Annotated in this window: 18 protein-coding genes; 14 read left to right on the top strand and 4 right to left on the bottom strand. The window is 36.0% G+C overall.

Features of this window, described 5'->3' with window-relative positions:
• Positions 1-62 precede the first annotated feature (62 nt).
• On the top strand, positions 63-1,760 hold the full coding sequence (gene ftsZ / locus H8B04_RS08930; protein WP_190302126.1) for a cell division protein FtsZ: 1,698 nt from the start codon (positions 63-65) through the stop codon (positions 1,758-1,760).
• A 78-nt stretch (positions 1,761-1,838) separates the two neighbouring features.
• On the opposite strand, the gene H8B04_RS08925 is transcribed toward ftsZ, so the two are convergent.
• The gene (locus H8B04_RS08925; RefSeq protein ID WP_190302125.1) at positions 1,839-2,486 is read right to left on the bottom strand and encodes a response regulator transcription factor; all 648 of its coding nucleotides are present in this window, start codon (positions 2,484-2,486) and stop codon (positions 1,839-1,841) included.
• 182 nt (positions 2,487-2,668) lie between these two features.
• Here H8B04_RS08925 and mscL point away from each other — a divergent pair, with 182 nt between their 5' ends.
• From mscL to tsaB, 5 genes are all read left to right on the top strand, one after another.
• Positions 2,669-3,091 carry a large-conductance mechanosensitive channel protein MscL gene (gene mscL, locus H8B04_RS08920; RefSeq protein ID WP_190302124.1) on the top strand — a complete coding sequence of 141 codons (423 nt, stop codon included), beginning with the start codon at positions 2,669-2,671 and terminating at the stop codon, positions 3,089-3,091.
• 156 nt (positions 3,092-3,247) lie between these two features.
• Positions 3,248-3,406, top strand: a complete 159-nt coding sequence (gene rpmH / locus H8B04_RS08915; RefSeq protein ID WP_003002285.1) for a 50S ribosomal protein L34 — start codon at positions 3,248-3,250, stop codon at positions 3,404-3,406.
• Between the two features lie 61 nt (positions 3,407-3,467).
• The gene (locus H8B04_RS08910) at positions 3,468-3,857 is read left to right on the top strand and encodes a ribonuclease P protein component (protein ID WP_190302123.1); all 390 of its coding nucleotides are present in this window, start codon (positions 3,468-3,470) and stop codon (positions 3,855-3,857) included.
• Complete coding sequence (yidD, locus tag H8B04_RS08905; protein ID WP_190302122.1) at positions 3,841-4,092, top strand: membrane protein insertion efficiency factor YidD; 252 nt, start codon at positions 3,841-3,843, stop codon at positions 4,090-4,092. Before H8B04_RS08910 ends, yidD begins: the two co-directional genes overlap by 17 nt.
• Before the next feature lie 14 nt (positions 4,093-4,106).
• Positions 4,107-4,799 carry a tRNA (adenosine(37)-N6)-threonylcarbamoyltransferase complex dimerization subunit type 1 TsaB gene (gene tsaB / locus H8B04_RS08900; protein WP_190302121.1) on the top strand — a complete coding sequence of 231 codons (693 nt, stop codon included), beginning with the start codon at positions 4,107-4,109 and terminating at the stop codon, positions 4,797-4,799.
• Here tsaB and H8B04_RS08895 read toward each other — a convergent pair.
• Both H8B04_RS08895 and H8B04_RS08890 read right to left on the bottom strand, forming a co-directional pair.
• Positions 4,794-5,699: a CorA family divalent cation transporter gene (locus H8B04_RS08895; protein WP_165291204.1), complete on the bottom strand. Its 906-nt coding sequence runs from the start codon at positions 5,697-5,699 to the stop codon at positions 4,794-4,796. The two genes, tsaB and H8B04_RS08895, sit on opposite strands and share 6 nt — an antisense overlap.
• A gap of 86 nt (positions 5,700-5,785) precedes the next feature.
• Entirely contained in the window at positions 5,786-6,406 is a 621-nt protein-coding gene (locus H8B04_RS08890; protein ID WP_190302120.1) for an OmpH family outer membrane protein, read from the bottom strand.
• A gap of 180 nt (positions 6,407-6,586) precedes the next feature.
• Between H8B04_RS08890 and gyrB the strand changes: the two genes are divergently transcribed.
• The 8 genes from gyrB (at position 6,587) to H8B04_RS08850 (ending at position 17,994) form a co-directional block, all read left to right on the top strand.
• Positions 6,587-8,545, top strand: coding sequence for a DNA topoisomerase (ATP-hydrolyzing) subunit B (gene gyrB, locus H8B04_RS08885; RefSeq protein ID WP_165291202.1), 1,959 nt, complete (start codon positions 6,587-6,589; stop codon positions 8,543-8,545).
• Between the two features lie 134 nt (positions 8,546-8,679).
• Positions 8,680-9,480 (top strand): PorV/PorQ family protein, encoded by an 801-nt coding sequence (locus tag H8B04_RS08880; protein ID WP_190302119.1) that lies wholly within the window; start codon positions 8,680-8,682, stop codon positions 9,478-9,480.
• Positions 9,470-11,038, top strand: a complete 1,569-nt coding sequence (locus tag H8B04_RS08875; RefSeq protein ID WP_190302118.1) for a ComEA family DNA-binding protein — start codon at positions 9,470-9,472, stop codon at positions 11,036-11,038. The genes H8B04_RS08880 and H8B04_RS08875 overlap by 11 nt, the downstream gene beginning before the upstream one ends.
• Before the next feature lie 2 nt (positions 11,039-11,040).
• Positions 11,041-11,520 (top strand): hypothetical protein, encoded by a 480-nt coding sequence (locus H8B04_RS08870; RefSeq protein ID WP_190302117.1) that lies wholly within the window; start codon positions 11,041-11,043, stop codon positions 11,518-11,520.
• Complete coding sequence (locus H8B04_RS08865; RefSeq protein WP_223815342.1) at positions 11,508-11,969, top strand: DUF4131 domain-containing protein; 462 nt, start codon at positions 11,508-11,510, stop codon at positions 11,967-11,969. Before H8B04_RS08870 ends, H8B04_RS08865 begins: the two co-directional genes overlap by 13 nt.
• 133 nt (positions 11,970-12,102) lie before the next feature.
• A complete protein-coding gene (locus H8B04_RS08860; RefSeq protein WP_223815341.1) occupies positions 12,103-13,761 on the top strand; it encodes a ComEC/Rec2 family competence protein in 1,659 nt (552 codons plus the stop codon).
• 2 nt (positions 13,762-13,763) lie between these two features.
• Positions 13,764-15,662 (top strand): RecQ family ATP-dependent DNA helicase, encoded by a 1,899-nt coding sequence (locus tag H8B04_RS08855; protein WP_190302115.1) that lies wholly within the window; start codon positions 13,764-13,766, stop codon positions 15,660-15,662.
• Positions 15,663-15,765: 103 nt separating this feature from the next.
• Entirely contained in the window at positions 15,766-17,994 is a 2,229-nt protein-coding gene (locus H8B04_RS08850) for a sodium-translocating pyrophosphatase (RefSeq protein WP_165291196.1), read from the top strand.
• Positions 17,995-18,050: 56 nt separating this feature from the next.
• Here H8B04_RS08850 and H8B04_RS08845 read toward each other — a convergent pair whose 3' ends face one another.
• Positions 18,051-23,846 carry an alpha-2-macroglobulin family protein gene (locus H8B04_RS08845; RefSeq protein WP_190302114.1) on the bottom strand — a complete coding sequence of 1,932 codons (5,796 nt, stop codon included), beginning with the start codon at positions 23,844-23,846 and terminating at the stop codon, positions 18,051-18,053.
• Positions 23,847-23,926: the final 80 nt, after the last annotated feature.

Raw genomic sequence — 23,926 nt, 5'->3', positions numbered from 1 at the left:
TCGAATTGTTGAGTTTGGTTTAATAGGTAAGCTTGGCAGTTCTTTAAAAATAGGATATTATTATGTCGATACAATTTGAAATGTTAAAGGAGCAATCATCTATAATCAAGGTTATAGGTGTTGGTGGTGGCGGTGGTAATGCCGTTAATCACATGTACAAGCAAGGGATCAGTGGAGTTGATTTTATAGTGTGTAATACCGATGCGCAAGCATTGGAATTAAGTCCTATTCCTAACAAAGTACAATTGGGAGCTAGTCTTACTGAAGGTATGGGTGCTGGTGCCGATCCTGATGTAGGTGAAAACTCTGCTATCGAAAGTATTGATGATATCAAAAGAATGCTAGGTACCAATACCAAAATGTTATTTATAACTGCTGGTATGGGTGGTGGTACAGGTACCGGAGCAAGTCCCGTGTTAGCTAAAGCAGCTAAAGAAATGGGTATCCTTACTGTAGCGATTATCACAACTCCTTTCACATTCGAAGGTAAAAAACGTCGTTCTCAAGCTGAAGAAGGTTTGAATGAATTGCGCAAATATGTGGATTCATACTTAGTAATCTCGAATGATAGATTGCGTGAGATCTTCGGAAACTTAACTATGACTGCTGCTTTTGCTAAAGCAGATGATATATTGACTACTGCTGCGAAAGGTATTGCCGAAATTATTACTATTCCTGGTTACGTAAACGTCGATTTCAAAGATGTACGTACAGTGATGAATGATAGTGGTGTCGCTATTATGGGTAACCATATCGCTACAGGCGATGATCGTGCTATTAAAGCGGTAACAGGTGCATTAGCTTCTCCATTATTGAAAGATAATGAGATTGAAGGTGCTCGTTACATTTTATTAAATATTACTTCTGGTAGAAAAGAAGTAACTATGGATGAGGTGGCTATTATTACTGACTATATTCAAGAGAAAGCTGGTTTAACAGCGGACTTAATCTGGGGTAACTGTATCGACGAAAACCTAGAAGAAGACTTGTCTGTAACCATTATTGCTACTGGTTTCCAAACTGCCGAAGAACGTCAGAAAGAAAGAGAAAACGAAAAAGTTGCTTTGCCTTTGACTCCTGAAACAGTTCATTCTTTTGTGAAACCTGTTTCTCAAAATCAATTTGCTGAAAAGTCTGCAGCTCCAGTAACATCGACTTATGTAACTCCTGTTACTCCTACGAATGTTGCTCAGTCTGCAACTGCTCCTCAAGTTGATTTATTCAATCCTATTAAATCAAATAATGTTTCTAATGTTGCCGTACAAGAGTCAAATGTAGTACGTCATACGTTAGATGTTCAAGAAGAAATTACTGCAGAGGAAAATACGGAAGATAACGGTGGTTTTGAATTGAAAACTTCACCTTCTGTATTTGAATTTAAATTACCTACAGTATTCGATGCTTATGATGAAAAGGTGAACGAAGAAGTAGAAGAAGAGGTTAATAATATTGTTGAAACAAATCATACTTCTACATTTACACACAATACTGTGAAGGTAGAAGAAGAAGTAAATTTCGAAGACCAACTTTTGAAAACTAAAGAGCGTATCCTACGTCTTAAAGAGTTGAGTATGAAATTAAAATCTTCCAACGGTTTACAAGAATTAGAAAACGAGCCGGCTTATAAAAGAAAACAAAAGTCTTTGGATGATGTACCTCATTCATCTGATTCACAAGTTTCACGTTTCACATTATCATTCGATGATGGTGTGACAGAGATTCGTTCCAATAATTCATTCTTACATGACAATGTAGATTAATATACCCCAAAATATATTATAATAGAAAGGCTCAACATATGTTGAGCCTTTCCTATTTTTATAAAAAGTAATATTATTTTAATATGTGTTTTGTGCGTGTAGTTTAAATAATTCTATTAATTCAGGGATATTAGTAACACCTAATTTTTCGAAAATACGGCTCTTGTACGTACTCACAGTAGACGAACTCAAATCTAGTAGGTTTGACACTTCTAATATTCCATGACCTTCAATGAGATGTTTAGCTACATCCATTTCGCGGTTAGATAATTTATTAAGAGGATTAACCTTGTCGATGCTTGATTTGGTGCTTGTCAATTTTTGTATGTACAAATCACGTACAGCGGGAGACATATACTTTCCTCTTTCTTGAATGCTTGTAATGGCGTTATTCAGCTCCTCCATGGCTGTGTTTTTATTCAAATACCCAGCAGCTCCTGCTTCAATATAACGAAGGGCGTAAATGTTCTCATCATAGGAGGAGAAAACTAATATTTTGATATCAGATTGTAAATCTAAAATTTCTTTAATTACGTTAATATTGTTTCCACCAGGCATATTGATATCCAAAAGAAGAAGATCAAAGCGTTTGAAATTCAGATGCGAATACACTTCCTTGATAGTGGAGGCATGCGTAATTTGCGCGTCTTTGAAAGACTCGTTTATGGCTACAGCAGTACCGAAACGTACTATACTGTGGTCGTCTGCAATAAGTATACTGTTCATATGGTGATTTGGTGTGTTGTTTTTTATTTATACTTTTCTTAAAATAGGAAAAATTTTATTATTTTAAAATAATAATAACGAGTAAATGTAACCATTTTAAGTGATATAAATTTACGGTTATAATTGTATTATCAAATTTAGAACTTTTATAGTTATTTTTGTTTCATTAAAATAAAAAATTTATGGGATTTATAAAGGAATTTAAGGAATTTGCAATGCGCGGCAATGTCATTGATTTGGCTGTCGGTGTAGTAATTGGTGGTGCATTTGGTAAGATTGTAACATCATTAGTGGATGATTTGATCATGCCCGTGATTGGAGTAATTACAGGAGGAGTAGATTTTTCAGAAAAAGTTATCACTTTAAAAGAGGCAGTTCTCAATCCAGATGGGTCAGTGTTGAATCCGGCAGTTACGTTGAATTATGGTAACTTTATTAATGTAGTAATTCAATTTTTAATTATTGCATTTTGTATTTTTGTGGTTATAAAAGCCATAAATTCTTTGAAGAAAAAAGATGAAGCACCAGCAGATGCTCCTGCTCCAGCTCCTTCAAATGAAGAAGTACTTCTTACGGAAATTAGAGATTTATTAAAAAATAAGTAGTTTTTACTGTTACTAAGAAAGAAAAAAGTTCACAGCATATTGTGAACTTTTTTCTTTGATATACTTGTATATATTGAAATTATACAGTACTTTTGCATTCCTCTTAGAGGATAATATTGGTTAATAGAGAAAAATAAATAAAGATAATAGAGCGTCATGAAAAGAACATTTCAGCCTTCGCAAAGAAAAAGAAGAAATAAACACGGTTTTAGAGAGCGTATGAGCACAGCTAATGGTAGAAGAGTATTAGCTTCTCGTAGAGCAAAAGGTAGAAAACGTCTAACAGTTTCTGACGAATACCGTCACAAAGGCTAATTCTTTTCTTTAGCGCCGGTGACTTTTACTGTGGCTATATTCCGGCCAAACTAGTCATCTAATGAAAAAAACATTTACGAAAGAAGAACGACTGTGTAGTAGGAGAAAAATTGATTCTCTTTTTCATAGTAGTTCTTCTTTTATTGTTTACCCTTTCCGAGTGGTATTTTTGGTTGGTGCTATCCAGCCTACATCTGCTCCTGTTCAGGTAATTCTATCTGTATCCAAACGTCGATTCAAAAGAGCACATGATCGTAATCGTATCAAAAGATTGATGCGCGAAGTCTATCGTTTGCAAAAAAATGAAATCTTATATGAGGAAGTGAATAAACTCTCCTTACATTTGGATATGGCAATTCAATATGTTGGTAAAGAAGAATTGAGTTATGAATTGTTATTTGTCAAAATGAATAAGACATTAAAACAGTTAGTGCATGAAATTTCTTCTTAGCATATGGAATTTTTTATTGTGGTGTTTGAAACACCTTTTTTTGTTTATAATAAAAGTTTATCAGCTTTTTATTTCGCCTTTGTTGGGAGCTAATTGTCGTTATACACCGACTTGTTCGCAATATGGCAAAGAGGCGATAACGAAGTACGGTCCTTTTAAAGGAGGCTGGCTCACAATCAAACGTATAGCTAGTTGTAATCCCTGGGGTGGACATGGACATGATCCTGTTCCTTAATTGATTAAGTTATAATGAGTACGTATATTTTGCAAATAGATACAGCAACAGAAGTTTGCTCGGTATCATTAAGTCTGGATGGACAAGTAATAGATCAAATAGATGCGGCAGAACCAAATTTGCATGCCACTAAATTGACCTTGTTTATCGACGAGCTTTTGCAAAGAACAAATATTACTTATGCACAACTTGCAGCTGTTGCAGTAAGTAAAGGTCCAGGTTCCTACACAGGCTTACGAATTGGAGTGTCTACTGCAAAAGGATTATGTTATGCATTAGATATTCCCTTGTTGGCTATTAATACTTTAGAAAGTATGTATAGAGGCTTTACGAAATCATCTATACAGTCTGAAGTAATATATGTTCCGATGCTGGATGCGCGTCGTATGGAAGTGTACATGATGGTTTTTAATGGTCAAGGAAAGGTAGTAGAGGAGACAAAGGCAGAGATTATTGATGCGGATACTTTTTCTGATTATTCTAATTATCAGCTGCATTTATTTGGTTCTGGTGCTGCGAAATTGAAAGATTTATTATCGGATCAGGCTAATATCGCGATTGACACAACTTATAAACATTCATCAGCATATCTATCTGCTGCTGCGTTTGAGAAGTATACGAATCAAGAATTCGAAGATTTGATTTACTTCGAGCCTTATTACTTAAAAGAATTTATAGCGACTACACCTAAAGCGAATAAGCTATAACCACTTCTTTCTTTTGAACCAAAGGTAAATTATTAGGCTTAATCCCAACATAGAACAAAGTACTATAGGGTAACCATATTCCCAATGCAACTCGGGCATGATGTCAAAATTCATCCCGTAAACGCCTACAATAAATGTCAATGGCATAAAGAATACCGAGATAATGGTCAGTATGCGCATTATCTCATTAGTATGATTGGATTCTATATTGAAATAAATAGATAAGAGTTGTGCTGTATTTTCGGAAGCGTTGCGATACAAAGTACTCGTTCTCGAAAATAAATCACGAAGGTCTTGGGTGTAAATATTTCTGTATTCTGGTAAATGAAAATAATCCACTATATCTTTATACAAAACCAAAATAGAACGAATTACATCAATCTGTCGCTTGATATAATATAGTTTTTTGAGGAAAGGCTTGCGCTTCTGATGTAGAAATACAATCTCCTCGTACTCATCCAATTTTGTCGCCATTTCTCCTAATACCATTGTCTCAAATGATTTCAAGGCTTCAGAAACTAACGTATTAACAAGTGATTTACTGGAGGACAGCACCTTGCTCTTGCTGTCTAGACGTTGAATGTGCTCTAAAAAGGGAATTTGACTTCTATGGGTGGTGATTACGAAATTCTGTCCATAGAAAATGGAAATTCTATCCGTAATTTCAGTCAATGAATCGGACGCTTCTTCCAATTTGGGAGGTGTGGAGCGGATAATCAAAAAATGATAATTCTCAAATTCTTCTATTTTGGGAAGATGACCAATTTCCAAGCAGTCTTTTATGGAAGCTTCTCGCAGATTGAATTTTTCTTTCAACTCTTTGAAATCTTCTAAAGTAGGATTGGTGATATCTATCCATTCAAAAGGATGCGATTCAGCAGACAAGATGTGAACTATCATAATTGTTGTTTATAATTTAAAAATAAAACAAAAAGGGATTTAATCCATCGATTAAATCCCTTTTTGTTTTATAGCTGTAAGCTTTATTATTTTTTGTCTGTTTTTTTAGCTTTATATTCTTTGTTTAAAGCGGCAACAACTTCTTTTGTGATGTCTAATTTTTCATCCGCGTAAATTACTGCAGGATTCGTTTTAGAGTAAGTTAACACATATTGGTAACCATTATCTTTTGCGTGTTTAGTCAAGTACTCTGTGATAGAGTTGTACACTGCAGTCATTTCAGATTGCTCATCTTGTGCTAAAGATGCTGAAGCATTTTGATTTAATTGCGCTAATTCTTGTTGTTTACGGGCTAATCTTTCTTCTGTTGCTTGACGCTCCGAAGCACTCATTGTCGCAGCTTTTTGTTCTGCCTCAGCTAATTCTCTTTGAAAAGCTTGACCTTTAGACTGTAAATTTTCTTGCGCTTTTTTTGCTTTACCTTCTAATTTCGCTTTAGCATCTTTGAAATATTCGTATTGAGCAGATAAAGTGTCCGCGTTTACGTAAACAATTTTATCAGCAGTTTTAGTTGCAGGTGCAGTAGATGAAGTGCTATCACCTTTTGCAGTTGTAGTATTTGATGTCTTTTGACCACATGATGCAGCTCCAGCTACAATAGCGATACCTAAAGTGATTTTCGATAAGTTTGATAAAAATCTATTCATTTGATGTCTATTTTCAGTTTAAGGAACAAACCTACTATAAAAAAATTAAAATTCCATTTTTTGTTATTTTTTTCGTTCTAGTCCGACGAAATTACCTGTTTTTCGTTGCGTGAAATGGTTGTTTAAGTCCCTTATTTTTATTAACTTTGAATGTTAAATTAATCAGATTTTTTTTAATTCATGAGCGAAGAAAAAAACAATCCTACGACGTATTCAGCGGATAATATTCAGGTTTTAGAAGGTTTAGAAGCGGTACGTAAGAGACCTTCCATGTATATTGGTGATACAGGACCCAAAGGTTTGCACCACTTAGTATATGAGGTAGTCGATAACTCTATCGATGAGGCAGTTGCAGGATATTGTAATGATATTGTTGTTACTATTTTAGAAGATAATTCGATCTCCGTAAAAGATAATGGTCGTGGTATTCCGACAGGAATCAACAAAAAAGAAAATAAATCAGCTTTGGAGTTGGTTATGACTGTTCTTCACGCCGGAGGTAAATTCGATAAAGATACATACAAAGTTTCAGGTGGTTTGCACGGTGTAGGTGTTTCCTGTGTGAATGCATTATCTACGCACTTGAAAGCAGAAGTTCACCGCGATGGTAAAATATATAACCAAGAATATGAGCGCGGTAAACCTATGTATGAGGTGAAAGAAGTAGGTGTTTCTGACAAAACAGGAACTATTGTTACTTTCTCGCCAGATCCAGAGATTTTCACACAAACTACTATTTACAACTACGATACATTAGCGAATCGTCTTCGTGAGCTATCATTCTTAAATAAAGGTGTTACATTAACCCTAATTGATAAGCGTGAGCAAAATGAAGATGGTACAGATCGTACGGATGTATTCCATTCTGAAGGTGGTTTGCAAGAATTTGTTAAATTCTTAGACGGAACACGTTCAGCGTTGATTCCTGAACCCATTTATTTGGAAGGTATCAAACAAGGAATTCCAGTAGAGTTATCTTTCCAATATAATGATACATATTCAGAAAACGTTCACTCTTACGTAAACAATATCAATACCATTGAAGGTGGTACCCACGTTGCTGGTTTCCGTAGAGGTTTGACACGTATTTTGAAAAAATATGCTGATGATTCTGGCTTATTGAAAAACTCTAAAGTAGAGGTAACAGGTGATGACTTCCGTGAAGGTCTTACTGCTGTAATTTCGGTTAAAGTTGCTGAACCTCAATTCGAAGGTCAGACAAAAACGAAATTAGGTAATACCGAAGTAATGGGCGCGGTAGATGTTGCTGTTGGAGAGATTCTAGGTCAATATTTGGAAGAAAATCCGAAAGAAGCTAAGACTATTGTTCAGAAAGTAATTATTGCGGCACAAGCTAGAGCAGCGGCACGTAAAGCACGTGAGTTAGTTCAGCGTAAGACGGTAATGAGCGGTTCGGGTTTGCCTGGTAAATTAGCTGACTGTTCGAGCAATGACCCTGCATTATGTGAGATATTCTTCGTCGAGGGAGATTCGGCGGGTGGTACGGCTAAGCAAGGTCGTGATCGTAATTATCAAGCGATTATGCCTCTTCGTGGTAAAATCTTGAACGTAGAAAAGGCTATGGAGCACAAAATCTACGAAAACGAAGAGATCAAAAATATGTTTACAGCTTTGGGTGTTTCGGTAGGAACCGAAGATGATCCAAAGGCTTTGAACTTGGCAAAACTTCGTTATCACAAGATTATCATCATGACCGATGCCGATGTCGATGGTAGCCACATTGCTACGTTGATTTTGACATTCTATTTCAGATACATGCGTGAGCTAATTGAGAGAGGTTATATTTACATTGCTACACCTCCGTTATATTTGGTGAAGAAAGGTAAAGAGCACGAATATGCTTGGACAGAAGATCAACGTTTGGCAGCTATCCAACGTTTGAAAGGTTCTGGTAAAGAAGATTCTGTAAGTGTACAACGTTACAAAGGTCTTGGTGAGATGAACGCTGAACAATTGTGGGATACAACTATGAATCCTGAACACCGTACGTTGAGACAAGTTACAATTGAAAACGCGGCAGAGTGTGATCGTGTATTCTCGATGTTGATGGGAGATGAGGTAGCTCCGCGTCGTGAGTTTATTGAGAAAAATGCCAGATACGCACGAATTGATGCATAATTCGCAGAAAATATAATAGGAAAGACCAGTCAATGACTGGTCTTTTTTGTTAAAGTATATTTTCTTTTAAATTAATTATATTTCAATATTTGGTTTTTCTTTATTAAATTTAATATAACCTCAAAGCCTAATAAATGATCACACGTATACTATTTATCTTATTGTTACCAGTGCAACTGTGTGCCCAAACTTTTAATGCGGCACCTTTTCATGGAATGGGAAATACGGGGTTAGCGAGTGAATCCCTTTATAGTATTACGTGTAATGCAGCAGGCTTGGCTGATCTTAGTTCTACGCACTTAGCTACAACATATCAACCACATTTCATGACCAAAGATCTTCGAACACAGGCGGCATATTTGGGAGTGCCTTTAAAGCATATCGGGGCGATTGGGCTGGGGATAAGGAATTACGGGATAGCTCAAGTTTCATCCTTCCTTACAGGAAATCTTGTTTATGCTAGAAGTTTTGGTGGCGTTTTTTCAACTTCGGTTTCTGCCAACTATCATCGTTTTCATGTTCAGGATTATGTGAATGATAATGCTTTCTCTTTTGATTTGGGAGCCTTGATCAAGCTAGGAGAGAAAGTTAATGTTGGGTTGCTATTTAGAAATACCACACTCACAAAATTCAAAGACGATACTGAACAATATTTACCAACGGAAGCAGCAGCAGGATTTCTTTATAAAATTTCGAATATATTGTCTTTGACAACAGATGTGTATTACGAATTTGATCAGGGGATAAATATCAGGTCTGGCATAGCGTATTCCACTGCAGATATAGTAATTCTTCGAGCGGGAGCCAGCTCTAACCCCATGCAATATTTTGGAGGGATTGGATTGAAATGGAATAGGTTTCAGTTTGATGTTTCTTCTGCTTTCCATACCAGATTAGGCTCTTCACCACAAATTGCTTTGGCTTATGCGTTTTAGTATTTTCTTTTGGACTTTTCTATTCTTTTTCGTAAATCCGATATTATTTGCGCAAGAATTGGAGTCTAATTTTGAAGAACTTTTACTGGAGCAGATTAGCGAAGATTTGGGTGAAAATGTTGATGTCAGTGAGGTAATGGAGCGCTTGTATAGTATTATGAAAAATCCTCTGGATTTGAATAAAGTAACCAATGAGGAATTATCATCGATTTTATTTCTCTCTCCGCAGCAAGTCAACAATATTATCCTTCATCGTGAATTATCGGGAGATTTTATCAATGTGTTGGAACTGCAAGGTATTGTAGGTCTGGATTTGCAGACCATTACTTTACTCAGACAGTTTGTGTTTGTCGGGCAAAAATCTTCTTTGAAAGATTTGTCTTGGAGAAGCATTGGAAAAGAAGACGAGCATAGTTTGATGCTACGCTTTGGTCGGACTTTGGAAAAGCTACAAGGGTATTCCATTACAGATGAAAATCGTTCCAGATATTTGGGTGACCCTAACGCATATTCGTTGCGATACCGATGGAATTATCAACAAAAAATTAAGATTGGTCTGAATGCAGAGAAAGATGCAGGTGAACCTTTCTTTACCTTGGCTCAAAAGCGAGGTTTTGATTTTTATTCAGGCTATCTCGAAATCAATGATGTAAATAAAACTATACGTAAAGTTGTAATAGGCGATTTCGCTATACAAAGTGGACAAGGATTGGTGATTTGGAATGGGTTGAGTTTTGGCAAAGGCACGTGGATAGGTGCAGTCGCAAAGCAAGGTATTGGTTTGAGGTCTTATTCTTCGATGAATGAAAATAACTTTCATCGAGGCATTGCTACACAACTCGCTTTTAAACGATTCACAGTAATACCATTCATGGCTTACAATCACTTGAGTGGAAATATAGAAAAGACTGATCATACGAACCTGATAAAGACCATAAATAGTTCTGGTTTGCATCGTACTCCAACAGAACAATCTTATCGAGATGCTATCAAACAATTCGTCGTGGGCTCGGATATAACTTATCAATATAAGCGTTTGAAATTAGGAATTACAGGATTATATACAAGGTATAAAGGGGAAATTATTAGAGGCAATGAAGTTAGAAATCAATATGATTTTGAAGGGAAAGATTTGCTCCAGGTCGGAATAAATTATAAATACAACTTCCGTAATTTTTATCTATTTGGTGAAACAGCACTCAGTATAGATGCAGGTTTAGCAACCGTAAATGGCATTATTGCCAGTCTTCATCCCAAAGTTTCAGCTTTTGTAAACTATAGAAACTTTCAGCGAAATTACCATAGTTTTTTGCTCAAACTGTTTCAGAAGGTTCTAATATTTCGAATGAAAAAGGGTTGTATACTGGCGTGGTTTATCATGTTACTAGAAAGTTTGAATGGGTTAATTATGTGGATATGTTTAAGTTTCCGTGGCTTCGATTCCGTGTGGATGGTCCAAGTCAAGGGTTGGATTTTTTGTCGCAGGCGACTTACTCTTGGTACAAGCGAGGAAAGTTTTTGGTTCGCTGTCGCTATAGAATTAAACAAGAAAATCTAGCATTGCCTAAAGCAAATGAAAATATCTTAGTAGATGTGGTTCGAAATCAAGTTCGATTGGAATATCAGTACAAGCTAAATGAAATTTGGAATATCAAGACTCGCGCAGAGTTGTCCCTCTTTGAAAAAGAATTAGACAATCGAAGTGAAGGTTATATGATCTTTCAAGATATGTCTTGGAAAGGACTTCGTAACAAGTTGAATTTGAATGTTCGGGCTTCCTATTTTAATACTAGGGATTATGATTCTAGGATCTATTCTTATGAAAGCGATGTGCTTTATGCTTCTAGTTTTCAGATGTATTATGATAAGGGAATTCGGACCTATTTGAATGCGCGGTACAGATTATTCAAGTCCACGGATATTTGGTTTCGATATGCTTTGACACAGTATTTTAATCGAGAAAATGTTGGGTCTGGCTTAGATTTAATTGAAGGTAATAAGAAGACGGACATTAAATTGCAAGTGAGATGGCAATGGTAAAAGCCGATATTTTAGATTTGACTATCGGCAAAGTTCCTATGCTGAAAGCCTTATTGCTATATATAACGGGCATTCTTATTGCTGTTGGCTCAAATTCCGATCTGTCACCGAAAATTCTATTAATTGGAATAGGATTGCTATTGTTCCTCTTTGTTGTGCTATCTTATTTCAAAAGCTTTTCTCAAAAGTATCTATTCAGCATTTGCTTTAGTGGGATAGTTATTTTTTATGGTTATTATCAGTATGCGAGTACTCAGTCCAAGCACATCAAAAACTATCATTCTTCCTATCCTGCGTTACAATATGTCGGAATTGTGGATGACGAACCTATTTATAAAGAGAAAACGATTAGGTTTCCTGTGAAACTGCAAGTAGCTTCGGATTCAGCGCAATCCAGCGTGGTTTCTGGAAAACTGATGTTGTTAGCAATCCGCTGCGCTCCTTGCTAACAATGGCTCGGCGACTTACGTCGCTTGCCGTAAGCCGCCGCTTCGCGGACTGCTTACAACAAGCGACTTGGCTAAATAGCTCCGCTTTTGTATCTTCGATACAGCTTCGCTACTTCGCCAAGTCGCCGAGCCATTGACAATTCTTCGGGATTCTCTAAAAGACCAACAATTTAACTACGGTGATAAGATGGCTTTCGTAAATAAACTTAATGCGGTTAATCCACCTTTTAATCCCAAAGAATTTGATTATAAAGCCTATTTAGCTAACAAAGGCATTGAAGCACAATGTCTCTTGAATCCGGAAGAAGTTGAAATCTTGGATAAAGGATTCGGGAATAAGTTGATAGCGTATTCTTTAGATTTGCGAACTCAACTTATTGCTAAATTTCGAAATTACATAAAGGAGGATGAAGCCTTTAATGTGGCTGTTGCTTTGATATTCGGATATCGTTCCCAAATCGATCAAAGTACCATTTCGGCATTCACCAGTACGGGTACCATTCATGTATTGAGTGTATCGGGATTGCACGTGAGTTTGGTTTTTGCTTTATTGAATTTTGTGTTTCGTTGGATGGACCGATTTCCGTATGGAAGATTGCTAAAATCAATTATCATTCTTTTGGCGATATGGGCTTATGTAATCTTGACAGGTATGAGTCCACCTATATTGAGAGCAGGAATTATGATTTCGTTTTTTGTGAGTTCCATCCTTATCAATCGAAAGCAAATCCCTTTGAATACCTTGGCGGCTTCGGCTTTGTTTATTTTGTTGTTCTCGCCAAATTATTTATTTGATGTAGGTTTTCAGTTGTCGTATATGGCAATTTTGGGAATAATTTTGCTATATCCAATTCTCAAGAACTATTATCTCACACAAAATAAATGGTTCAACTATGTGCTTGAATATGTCTATGTTTCCATTGCAGCACAGTTATTTACTTTGCCATTGACATTTTATTATTTTGGGCAATTTCCGAACTACTTTTTGTTAGCAAATCTGTTTATTGCGATTCCAAGTACATTGATAATGTATGTAGGGATAGGCTTGGTAATGATTCCATTGGAATGGACTAATCAACTTTTGGGGAAAATTGTGGAGTGGTTGCTCAATTTTATGATGAGTGGGTTGAAAGGGATTGAACAGCTACCTGCTGCGGAAGTGCATGGTGTGGATTGGCACTGGAGCCAGGTTTTCATTCTGGGAATAGGAATTTTGGCATTGATCGTTGCTTTAAATTCAAAAGTTGCCAAAGGTTTTATAGTACTGATGAGTGCTCTCTTTGTCTTAACGATGTTTAATAGTTACAACTTCTATCAAAAATCTAATTACTCAGCATTAAAATTTTATAATACACGTTCGGAGATCGGCATTTCTCTCATAAAGGACAACAAGGTTATGCTGTATTCTACGTTGGATTCATTGCAGCATAGTACCTTACAATTTAGTGTCTTGCCAGATTTAAGACTTTATTCTTCGGAAGATAAAATAGGATTTACATCTATCGCCGCTAACGAAAGACAAAATAGATTGATCGAGTTAGGTAAATATAAAATCTTAATTCTGGAGATTAAAACATTAGAGCTTCCTTCAGAAGTTGATTTTGTGTTGTGGCGTAAAAACAATTACACCGACATAAATAACTTACATTCCCTAAATCCCAAAGCTATCATCATCGTTGATGGCAGCAACAGCGATAAAACAATAACACGATTAAAAAATGCGTTGGAAAGTAATTCAGACAGACTTTATATTCTAAAAAATAATTTTGCTTATGTTTGGCAAGAGGAATAAACATGAGCACTACGATTCATTCCATACTAAAACAATATTGGGGTTATGACAAGTTCAGGCCTTTGCAAGAGGATATTATACAGTCCGTATTGCAAGGTAAAGATACGTTGGCGCTGATGCCTACGGGCGGTGGTAAAACCATTTGTTTTCAAGTACCTGCTATGGTGAATGAAGGAATTTGTATTGTTATTTCGCCTTTGATTGCATTGATGAAAGACCAAATCGAAAATTTGCGAAGCAAAGGTATCGAAGCTATTGCGATTTATTCGGGTATGAATTATCGCGAAGTGGATATCGCTTTGGATAATTGCATTTTTGGGAAGATTAAATTTCTATATATCGCACCCGAACGGTTTTATTCTGATTTGGTGCGCGAGCGCATTAAGTATATGAAGGTCAATTTGTTTGCTATTGATGAGGCGCATTGTATTTCCCAATGGGGATATGATTTTCGTCCTTCCTATTTGCAATTGGCTGATTTGCGTGAAGCACATCCAAATATTCCAATTTTGGCTTTAACTGCTTCTGCTACGCCGAGAGTAGTTGAAGATATGCAGAAAAGGCTCAATTTCCGACAAAAGAATGTGTTCTCCAAGAGCTTTGCCCGACCCAATTTGGGTTATATGGCCTTGAACGAGGAAAACAAAATGAACCGTATGTTGCGAATTGTAAAGAAGATTGGTGGTTCGGGTGTGGTTTATGTGCGTAATCGGCGAGAAACGCAGGAAGTTGCTCGTTTTTTGTTGAATCATGGGGTACCTTCTGATTTTTATCATGCAGGCTTGACAATGAAGGAACGAGAGTCCAAACAGAATGCTTGGACTTCTAATAAAACTCGGGTTATTGTGGCAACAAATGCTTTTGGAATGGGCATTGATAAGCCAGATGTCCGTTTTGTGATTCATATCGATATTCCAGATTCGTTGGAAGCTTATTACCAAGAAGCGGGTCGAGCAGGTCGAGATGGAAAAAGGGCTTTCCCAGTATTACTTTATCAGCAGGAGGATAGGGATAAGTTGTGGAAAAATTTTCAGGATAGTTTTCCTTCGGTTCAACTTATACAGCAAACCTATCATTATTTAGCCAATCATTACCAGATTGCCTATGGCGCAGGAAAAAATATCACTGTAGATTTTGACTTGGTAGAATTTGTTAAAAAATACAAATTAGAAGTGGTTCCGACGATGAGTGCGCTGAAATTTCTAGAGCGCGATGGTTGGTTGAGTTTATCGGAAGCTGTATTTATTCCATCGCGATTCAAATTTGAAATTGATTTTCAAGATTTGTATAAATTTCAGGTGCAGGCAGCGAAATATGATCCTTTGATCAAAGCGATATTACGCACTTACGGTGGTGTTTTTGATTTTTATGTGCCTATCAATGAATTTGAGTTTGCGAAAAAATTGGGTGTTCCTTATGAAACTATCGTGCAAATGCTCGATGGTTTAGAAAAACAACAAGTTGGTTCATACTTAAAGAGCACCGATAAGCCTCAATTGACCTTTCTGCAGCCTCGGGTGGATTATAAAAATCTGTTTATTGATGCGGAATTTATTCGAGAACGTAAAGATGTTAAAGAAGAGCAGATTAAAGCTATTTATCATTTTCTGGACACCAAAGAATGCAGAAGTAACGCAATTCTAGCATATTTTGGAGAAAGGAATACGAAACCTTGCGGAGAATGTGATTTATGTCTAAAACGTAAACACGTAGAAGGAATAGATGCAAAGATTGAACAAGAAATTCGAGTTCTTTTATTAGAAAAGCCGATGTCATTGCATGAACTCATCGATGCATTGACAGTAGGTGATGATGCTAAAAAATTGTCTGTATTGCGGAAATTGATTGATGAAGGTAAAGTATCCTTATTAACTGATAACTACCATTGGAAGGCCAATTAGGTTTATTGTAATTCAATCACAACTCCTTTAAAATTAATAGATTAAAGTTTCTTGTTTTCCAAAAAAAATGATAGCTTTATTATAACCAAAATAAACTTTTTTTATGGAAAACTTAATGATTTACTTGCCAGCAGCGCTCGCTGTTTTGGGGTTACTATTCATGGTTTCAAAAGCTAGTTGGGTCAATAAACAAGACTCAGGAGAAAGTAAGATGCAATTTATTTCCAAAAGTATCAAGGAAGGCGCAATGGCATTCTTACAAGCGGAGTACCGTATTCTATTAATTTTTGTGGTTATTGCAGCTATTGCATTATTTTTTGTCTCTACAATGGTGGAGACCACACATTGGATTATTGTAGTTGCCTTTGTGTTTGGCGCATTTTTCTCTGCTTTGGCAGGAAATATAGGGATGCGCATTGCTACGAGTGCCAATGTACGCACGACACAGGCGGCCCGTACAAGTCTTCCGCAGGCGTTAAAAGTTTCTTTTTCGGGTGGAACGGTAATGGGTTTAGGTGTTGCAGGCTTGGCTGTTTTAGGGTTAAGTGTATTTTTTCTACTCTTCCTAAAAATGTTTGTAACAGGCAATGGTAGTTTTTATAACGAAATGACCATTGTTTTAGAAGCTTTAGCTGGATTCTCTTTAGGAGCAGAATCTATTGCTTTATTTGCACGTGTAGGTGGTGGAATTTACACCAAAGCCGCTGACGTAGGAGCAGATTTAGTAGGTAAGGTAGAAGCTGGAATTCCAGAAGATGATCCGCGTAATCCAGCAACAATTGCGGATAATGTGGGTGATAATGTAGGAGATGTAGCTGGAATGGGTGCCGATTTATTTGGTTCGTATGTGGCTACGGTTTTAGCTTCTATGGTATTGGGAAATTATATTATCAAAGATATGGCGGAAGCCAATGGTGGCGTTTTTACAGATGCTTTCAATGGTATGGGCCCCATTTTATTACCTATCGTCATCGCTGGAGTAGGTATTTTGGCTTCTATTATTGGGACTTTCTTCGTAAAAGTTTCTTCTAATGATGCGAAAGAAAATCAAGTGCAAGGCGCTTTGAATTTAGGTAATTGGATTTCTATAATCCTTACCGTAATCGCTTGTTTCTTTTTAATTAGATATATGCTTCCTGAAGTTATTCAAATGAAATTTTTTGGAGAAGGCTATAAGGATATTGATCGAATGAATGTGTTTTATTCCACAATTGTTGGCTTGGCAGTAGGTGGATTGATTTCTGCATTTACAGAATATTATACTGGATTGGGTAAAAAACCGGTATTGAATATTGTTCGAAATTCTTCAACTGGAGCGGCCACCAATATTATTGCAGGCTTGGCGAATGGTATGATTTCGACTTTTTCGTCGGTACTATTATTTGCATTAGCCATTTGGGGTTCGTATTCTTTAGCAGGTTTCTATGGGGTCGCTATTGCGGCTTCGGCAATGATGGCGACAACAGCGATGCAATTGGCCATTGATGCTTTTGGACCAATAGCAGATAATGCAGGAGGAATTGCAGAAATGAGCGAATTGCCAAAAGAGGTACGCCAACGTACGGATGTGTTGGATTCTGTAGGAAATACCACTGCTGCGGTAGGTAAGGGATTTGCTATAGCTTCTGCGGCGTTGACAGCCTTGGCTTTATTTGCTGCATATGTGACTTTCACGGGTATAGACGGAATTAATATTTTCAAAGCGGATGTATTGGCTGCTTTATTTATCGGAGGTATGATTCCTGTCGTTTTCTCCGCTTTAGCGATGCAATCTGTGGGTAAGGCGGCAATGGATATGGTAAACGAAGTCCGTCGCCAATTCCGTGAGATACCAGGCATTTTGGAAGGAACGGGCAAGCCAGAATATGGAAAATGTGTGGATATATCTACAAAAGCTGCCTTACGCGAAATGATGCTGCCAGGCGCAATTACGATTGTGACTCCAATTATTGTAGGTTTTGTAATGGGGGCAGAGGCATTAGGTGCTTATATGGCTGGTGTTGCCGTATCTGGTGTCATGTGGGCTATTTTCCAAAATAATGCGGGTGGATCTTGGGATAATGCCAAAAAATCTTTTGAAGCTGGTGTAGAAATAAATGGCGAAATGACGTTCAAAGGTTCGGATGCACATAAAGCTGCTGTTACTGGTGATACTGTAGGTGATCCTTTCAAAGATACTTCTGGTCCTTCTATGAATATCTTGATTAAATTAACATGTTTGGTAGGGTTGGTGATTGCACCAATATTAGGAGGTCATACACTGAGCAACGCTAAAAAAGATAAGGTGGTAGATTCAAAAGAAAAGATTGTTCGAGTAGAACAGAAAAGATAAGAAGATGAAAATTCCCTTTGTTTATTCAAAGGGACTTTTCTTTTAACCAACCTAACTTATAGCACTATCGTTAATACTTTATTTTCAGAACGTGCACTTACCGAAGGTTCGTACATACATTCTACGGTTGTAATTCCTGAATTGAATACACCGACATTGTTTGCTTTGATTTCATATTCTAATTCTGTCAATCCTTTTTTCAAATTGTCATAAAAATAATTCGTAGAAGCATCTTTGCTCATGAAATAATAACCTTGCCACCATTTGTAACCTGACGGTTGATAGATATGTTCTACACCTGATGGTCTAGCATCCTTGATATGCACATATTGTAAAGGATTGTCGTTTACGACCGTTATTTTAACTTTGATGCGTTCGCCCAATTTCGCTTCCGAAGTTTCTACCCATTTGCCATTTCTTTCGACCAAGTATTGCTTGTTTACTGAAATATCTTTTAGTGTTTTTTGAATGACTTCTAATGGACTGAAATACTGATGAACAATATTTCCAAAAATTGTTCTTTCGTTATTGTTTTGAATTTTGACTTGTTTGTCTGTAGTTAATTCTGCTTTGCTTAGCGATTTTGTGAACTGACCTAGAACAGATTTATTTTGTTCAATTGGGGTATTATCTACCCAAACATTTACGGTATTTTCTACACTAAAATCTTTTTGATTGTTAGCCAATAATAGCGCATAAACTGCATCTACTGTCATCCATGTTGTTTGCCAATGATTGGCTTGTTTGCTGTAGAATAACCATTGTGAGATATCGAGCAATTTGCTTGGATCATGCAATTTATATGCTTCGACCATGTACGATTGTAGGCTGCTACTATTGAAATAAGAATTGTTGGATTCCCAATACATGCCTTTTTCCGAATCGAAAATAGCTTCTTGTGTGATACGGTTTTTAAGTTCATTGGATGTTTTACCCGTTCCAAACAATTGACTCGAAACCCAAGATTTGGCGGCTAAACCTGCTGGTTGATTGGCTGTGGTTAAGGATGATTTTTGCAATACAGCTTGTATTTTTTCTACTTTTTGTTTATCCAAAGGATTAGTTCCATTCCAATAATGACGCGCGTACAGATAATCTAAAGCATTATGGTAATTGTATTTCGGATTAAAAATCGTGGAGTCGCTATCCAAATACGTAACTAACTTTTGTGCAATTGCCTTCATGTTAGCATTAATCAATGTGTGGTCAAGTAATAACGCTTTACCCATCACTTCCAAGATACGTGTAGAAATGTAGATGTTTTCTTTACCGCCATCAAACCATGCATAGCCTCCCGAAGGCATCTGATTTTTGCTGATTTTTTGTTCTATGCTTTTTAATTCTTGTTGCATTCTGGAACTAAATAACAGCGCTATGGCTTTTAGTTTAGCTTCATCATGTTGTATATCCCGAAGCCAAGGCATTTCCTCTAATTTCAATAGAGACAAAGTCGCATTATCTTCTAATCTTCCATTTGCTTCAGTGGGATTTAAAGATTTGAAATAGGTTGCAATCGCTGGAAAATTTTTTCCAATGTATTCCACCATTTTTAACCCAAACCATTTACTAACGATTTGCTCATTGCATTCGTAAGGATAATTTTTCAAATAATCCAATGCCGAAATAATCTCTAGTATTGGATTGCTTTGTACCTGAATACGTGCTTGCAAATTGTCTTTATTGGCAGCTCCAATATTATATTCATGCGTCTGATTTGGTTTTAATACAATTTTTTCGGTTTCAGAAACTAAAATTCTATTTGGAAGGATTGCTAATTCTTGTTGTTCTCCATCAGAAAATTCTTCGCCAGCTGCAACTATTTTGATATGTACGGTAGGGTAGTCTTTTGGAACAATGACATCCCATTCTACTAGGGTATTTTTCGAAGCGTCAGCTTCAAAAGATTTGGTGCTATTTTCGGTAATAAATTGTGTGGTAATATCGTCGTTTGTCTCCGGATTGATGATTTGAATACGTGCATTACCCTTTTGTACTTGTTTACTTAGGTTTTGGATTTGAGTTTTCAGCGTGATTTTATCGCCTTCACGGAAGTAGCGCGGAAGATTCGGTCTGACCATCAACTGCTTTTGTGTCTGCGTGAAAAATGTAGCCGAACCCGATTGTAATGTTTTGCTGTGCGCAAATAAAAGCAATTTCCACTTCGTCAAAGCTTCTGGTGAATCAAATTCAAAAGATACATTTCCCTCCGCATCGGTATAAAGCGTCGGGTAGAAGAAAGCTGTTTCTCGTAAGTTTGTTCGAGCTTGTACGTTGTTGAGTTGTTTTTGTTTGTCTTTATTTTTTAATGCTTCTACTTCAGCTCTTAGATTAGGGTCTTTTAATTCGTCATATAGTGCAACGCTTTGGAATACGGCTTCTCCTTCGACTCCATTTGTGGAACCAGTTGCGAAGCCAGAAACATCACTTGATAATGTAACTGAGCCAGTCATCGCTACTTTATTTTGAATTCCATAACCACGAACTACCACTTCCTCTATTGTATTGCTATCATCATCGAAATTTCTTCTTAAATAATTGTATTCTTGCGGAATCCATAAGTTATAGGTGCGTGGAATTGATATTGAATTTCCTGTTTCAGAGTAATTAGATGGTTTATTAAATAAAGTATGGCTGACACCTTGCTGATTGAATTCTCTTAAGATATAGTAATATTGAATTCTGAAATAATCAAAATACAGTGAGAATTGCGATGGAAAAGAATTACTGGCGAAAGCATCCAAGGAACTGTCGTACATGCTGGCTAATAATTCAGCGGAAAGGTTATTATCTTTAGCTTTCAACGTAAAACGCCATTTTTCTTTTTGCCCTGGGCTTATTTTATCTCTGAATGTATGTGCTGTAATCTTTATATTTTTATCGTTCTCCAAAACAGGCACATAGATATCATAATGTTGTAACTGGTTATTCTTAACGAAAAGTGCGGTAATAGAGACCGTCGGAGACACCATTTTATCGGTAAGTTTAAAATTATACGTAACTTCTCTATTTTTCCATTTCAAAACTTGAGTAGGTTGTTTTTTACTTCCAAAGCTTTCAAATAAAAATAGATTTGCTGGATTTTCTACATCCGTCTGGAAAGTAATTTTTACGTTGTCGCCAACGGTATATGTATTCTTATCCAATTTGAAGGAAAAGAAATTAGCATTATTTACTTTTTTTGTCTGTGCATCATAAACCGCTATATCTGCAAAATTTCGGATAGTATCGGTGCCTTGAATACTGTAAGCTTCCACCTCATAAATCCCTTTTTTAAATAAGTTGGAATCTATTTTGACCAAAGATGTGTCCTTGGTGTCAAAATCATACGAAGCAATAAGCGTTCTAGATTTTTCTTTAATCGTTTGTTCATCAAAATACAAGGGGAAGTATTTTTCATATTCCTGATTTTGAAGGAGGTGATAATTGACATCTTTAAAATATTGACTAAACTTATAAGTAATAGGTTTTTTTTGCCTGTCTATTTTAAAAATTCTGACTTTGCCGGCAAACTTTAACGGATGTCCATGTTGATTCAAGGTAACGATATTGATTTTAGACCATTTTCCTTCTTCTAGTTTTTGCTCGGTGTTTATTGTTAATCTCCATGGTTTGGTTGTAAAATTGTACCCATCCGAAGCTTGTTGCATTTCTCCCGACTGATTGGTTACTTCTACGGAATAGTTTAATCTAAAATCATTGAGTCGACTAAAGACAGTATCCGATAAAGGAATTTTAATGTAAAATTTTCCTTCATCGTTGGTTTCTATTAAGGAGTCTATGTAATTAATATTTTTGTAAGTTTTGTTATTATAAAAATTTACCTTATATCTCACTGAGGCATCGGATAATTTAGCTCCTGCTAAGGATTCTACTTTACCAACAAAAACGGCGGTATCTGCGTGCGTATAGGTTTCTTTATTTTGCTCAAATTCTACTTTGAAAGTTGGACGTTTATATTCTTCTACACGAAAATAGTGACTTCCTGATTCATTATTTCTTGTTTTTAACTCAAGACGAAATGAACCCGATAATTTCTGCGCAGGAATTTTGAATTTTCCATTGATAGAACCAAATTCATTCGTTGTCAATGATAATGAATCAATTTTTTGGTGATTAGCGTCTAGCAATGACACATTAATTTTTTCATTCGTAAGTACACGACCTTTAATTTTATGATTGTTGTACAAAATTGATTTAAAATAAATTTCTTGTCCAGGTCGGTAAATTGCTCGATCAGACATAGTTTGAAATTGTGTACTCCCATCTGAATCGTCGTCCTCATCCAAATGCTCTGGAACTTCATTTAAATCCATTAAATCAATAAGTTGATTCTCTTCAGGAAGAAATATTTCTAAGTCATCTAAATCATTATGTTTTGTACTGGAATAAGATTTATAGAAAAATTCACCTTTTTTATCTGTTTTAAGCTTTGTAATTAGCTCAATATTTTTATTTATGATTTTGTATAAATTCAGCGATTTATTGGCATAAGGAGCACCTGTTTTTCGATTAATCAACAAGGCTTTGTACATGTCATAATCATCTGTTTCCGTGTCTAAGGAAGCAGATAAAAAAATATCAGAAACGATAAGGTTCGAAGTGACTACTGTTTTTTTTTCTCCGTCATTTTTGAATTCGGCATTGTTTGATGCTATAATCTTGTAATGGCCGTATGGAAGCGGATTCAACTTATAAATCGTAATATGATTCTCGAAATCGTCAAATGATTTTAAATTCTTTGATTCTTCATACATCAATGGGGCATCGATACTAGTCAAATAGGTAAGTGAATCATAGTTTACCTTCCAATCTTTATAATCTTTTGGTGTGTTCGTGGTTTTGTACACGCGTATATAGAGATTATCTGCATTTCTAGCTGTTAGTTTTATAGGGATATAGGTATTTGATGGCTCAAAAACATTATGTTGTATTTCTAATTCCGTTTGTTTTATTCTTTTTTCAAGTGTCAAACAGTTTTCAATCCATGGGGAATTGGGATAGTTTGATTTGGCTTTTTGAATGTACTGATATGCTTTTGCTTTGTCTTTATTATAATAGCTATTGGCAATTTGGTATAGCAAATAGGCATTGTAATCAGAGGAATGGTTGTTGATGATTTGTTCAACTTGCGGAATCCAGTCTTGTCTCCAATTATTAATTTGGATTGTTCTTGTCAAAAGATAACCAGTGGCATCATTAAAATTATGTTTTTTATTTAGAGCCAAAATATTTTGTCGTAGTATATCATACTCCTTTGTTTTGGATATCTGCTTCAGAAAATCCAAATACTGATAAGACAAGAAATGATAAATAGTTGGTGTAAGCGAAAGATTTTGTACTTCACTAAATAGGTCAATGAACTTGTCAGATTTATGGGGAATAATTAACGTCTCATTTTTGATGGATTCTTTGAAAACGGAATCAATGATTTGAAGTTTTTGAGCTGCTGTTGCCATTAGATAATTATCAGCACTTTTGGTTTTGTAAGTGTTGGCATTTGACCAAAGGAACATAGCGTAATAATTATTTATAATACCTTTTTCTATAGTGTTACTCTGAGCAATTGATTCTTTAAAATATTTATTGATACTAATGAATGCTTGTTCTCCTGTTTGATTTATGGTTTTAACTTGATTTTCGGCTAGTATGGCTCGTATCCACTCTGCAGAATTTCCTTGTTTCTTCGCATGAGTTTTTATGAGTGCAAGATAAGGAAGCGTTTGCTCATAGTTTTTGATGGTTAGAAGACTTTCCACCTCATCCCATTTTTCTGCAATGAATTTGTTGTCAAACTCTTGTCCAAATAATCTGATGGGCAATAAAAGAATAAATAACCAAAATATTTTTTTCATAATTAGGTCTTAAAAATTGTACATCTGAATGTTTAACAGATGGATGCAAAATATCTTACTATTCCATAAGATATGGATAA

The sequence above is a fragment of the Sphingobacterium litopenaei genome (assembly GCF_014692495.1).
In the GTDB taxonomy this organism is placed as follows: domain Bacteria; phylum Bacteroidota; class Bacteroidia; order Sphingobacteriales; family Sphingobacteriaceae; genus Sphingobacterium; species Sphingobacterium litopenaei.
The sequence above is the reverse complement of the archived record's forward strand: the minus strand, read 5'-3'. Positions and strand labels throughout refer to the sequence as shown.

Excerpts from the sequence above, each read along its gene's own strand:
- H8B04_RS08880 (WP_190302119.1), top strand. The coding sequence starts at position 8,680 with ATGATCACACGTATACTATTTATCTTATTGTTACCAGTGCAACTGTGT.
- H8B04_RS08865 (WP_223815342.1), top strand. The coding sequence starts at position 11,508 with ATGGCAATGGTAAAAGCCGATATTTTAGATTTGACTATCGGCAAAGTT.
- H8B04_RS08895 (WP_165291204.1), bottom strand. The coding sequence starts at position 5,699 with ATGATAGTTCACATCTTGTCTGCTGAATCGCATCCTTTTGAATGGATA.
- gyrB (WP_165291202.1), top strand. The coding sequence starts at position 6,587 with ATGAGCGAAGAAAAAAACAATCCTACGACGTATTCAGCGGATAATATT.
- H8B04_RS08875 (WP_190302118.1), top strand. The coding sequence starts at position 9,470 with ATGCGTTTTAGTATTTTCTTTTGGACTTTTCTATTCTTTTTCGTAAAT.
- ftsZ (WP_190302126.1), top strand. The coding sequence starts at position 63 with ATGTCGATACAATTTGAAATGTTAAAGGAGCAATCATCTATAATCAAG.
- mscL (WP_190302124.1), top strand. The coding sequence starts at position 2,669 with ATGGGATTTATAAAGGAATTTAAGGAATTTGCAATGCGCGGCAATGTC.
- H8B04_RS08925 (WP_190302125.1), bottom strand. The coding sequence starts at position 2,486 with ATGAACAGTATACTTATTGCAGACGACCACAGTATAGTACGTTTCGGT.
- H8B04_RS08910 (WP_190302123.1), top strand. The coding sequence starts at position 3,468 with ATGAAAAAAACATTTACGAAAGAAGAACGACTGTGTAGTAGGAGAAAA.
- H8B04_RS08855 (WP_190302115.1), top strand. The coding sequence starts at position 13,764 with ATGAGCACTACGATTCATTCCATACTAAAACAATATTGGGGTTATGAC.
- yidD (WP_190302122.1), top strand. The coding sequence starts at position 3,841 with ATGAAATTTCTTCTTAGCATATGGAATTTTTTATTGTGGTGTTTGAAA.
- tsaB (WP_190302121.1), top strand. The coding sequence starts at position 4,107 with ATGAGTACGTATATTTTGCAAATAGATACAGCAACAGAAGTTTGCTCG.
- H8B04_RS08850 (WP_165291196.1), top strand. The coding sequence starts at position 15,766 with ATGGAAAACTTAATGATTTACTTGCCAGCAGCGCTCGCTGTTTTGGGG.
- H8B04_RS08890 (WP_190302120.1), bottom strand. The coding sequence starts at position 6,406 with ATGAATAGATTTTTATCAAACTTATCGAAAATCACTTTAGGTATCGCT.
- H8B04_RS08845 (WP_190302114.1), bottom strand. The coding sequence starts at position 23,846 with ATGAAAAAAATATTTTGGTTATTTATTCTTTTATTGCCCATCAGATTA.
- rpmH (WP_003002285.1), top strand. The coding sequence starts at position 3,248 with ATGAAAAGAACATTTCAGCCTTCGCAAAGAAAAAGAAGAAATAAACAC.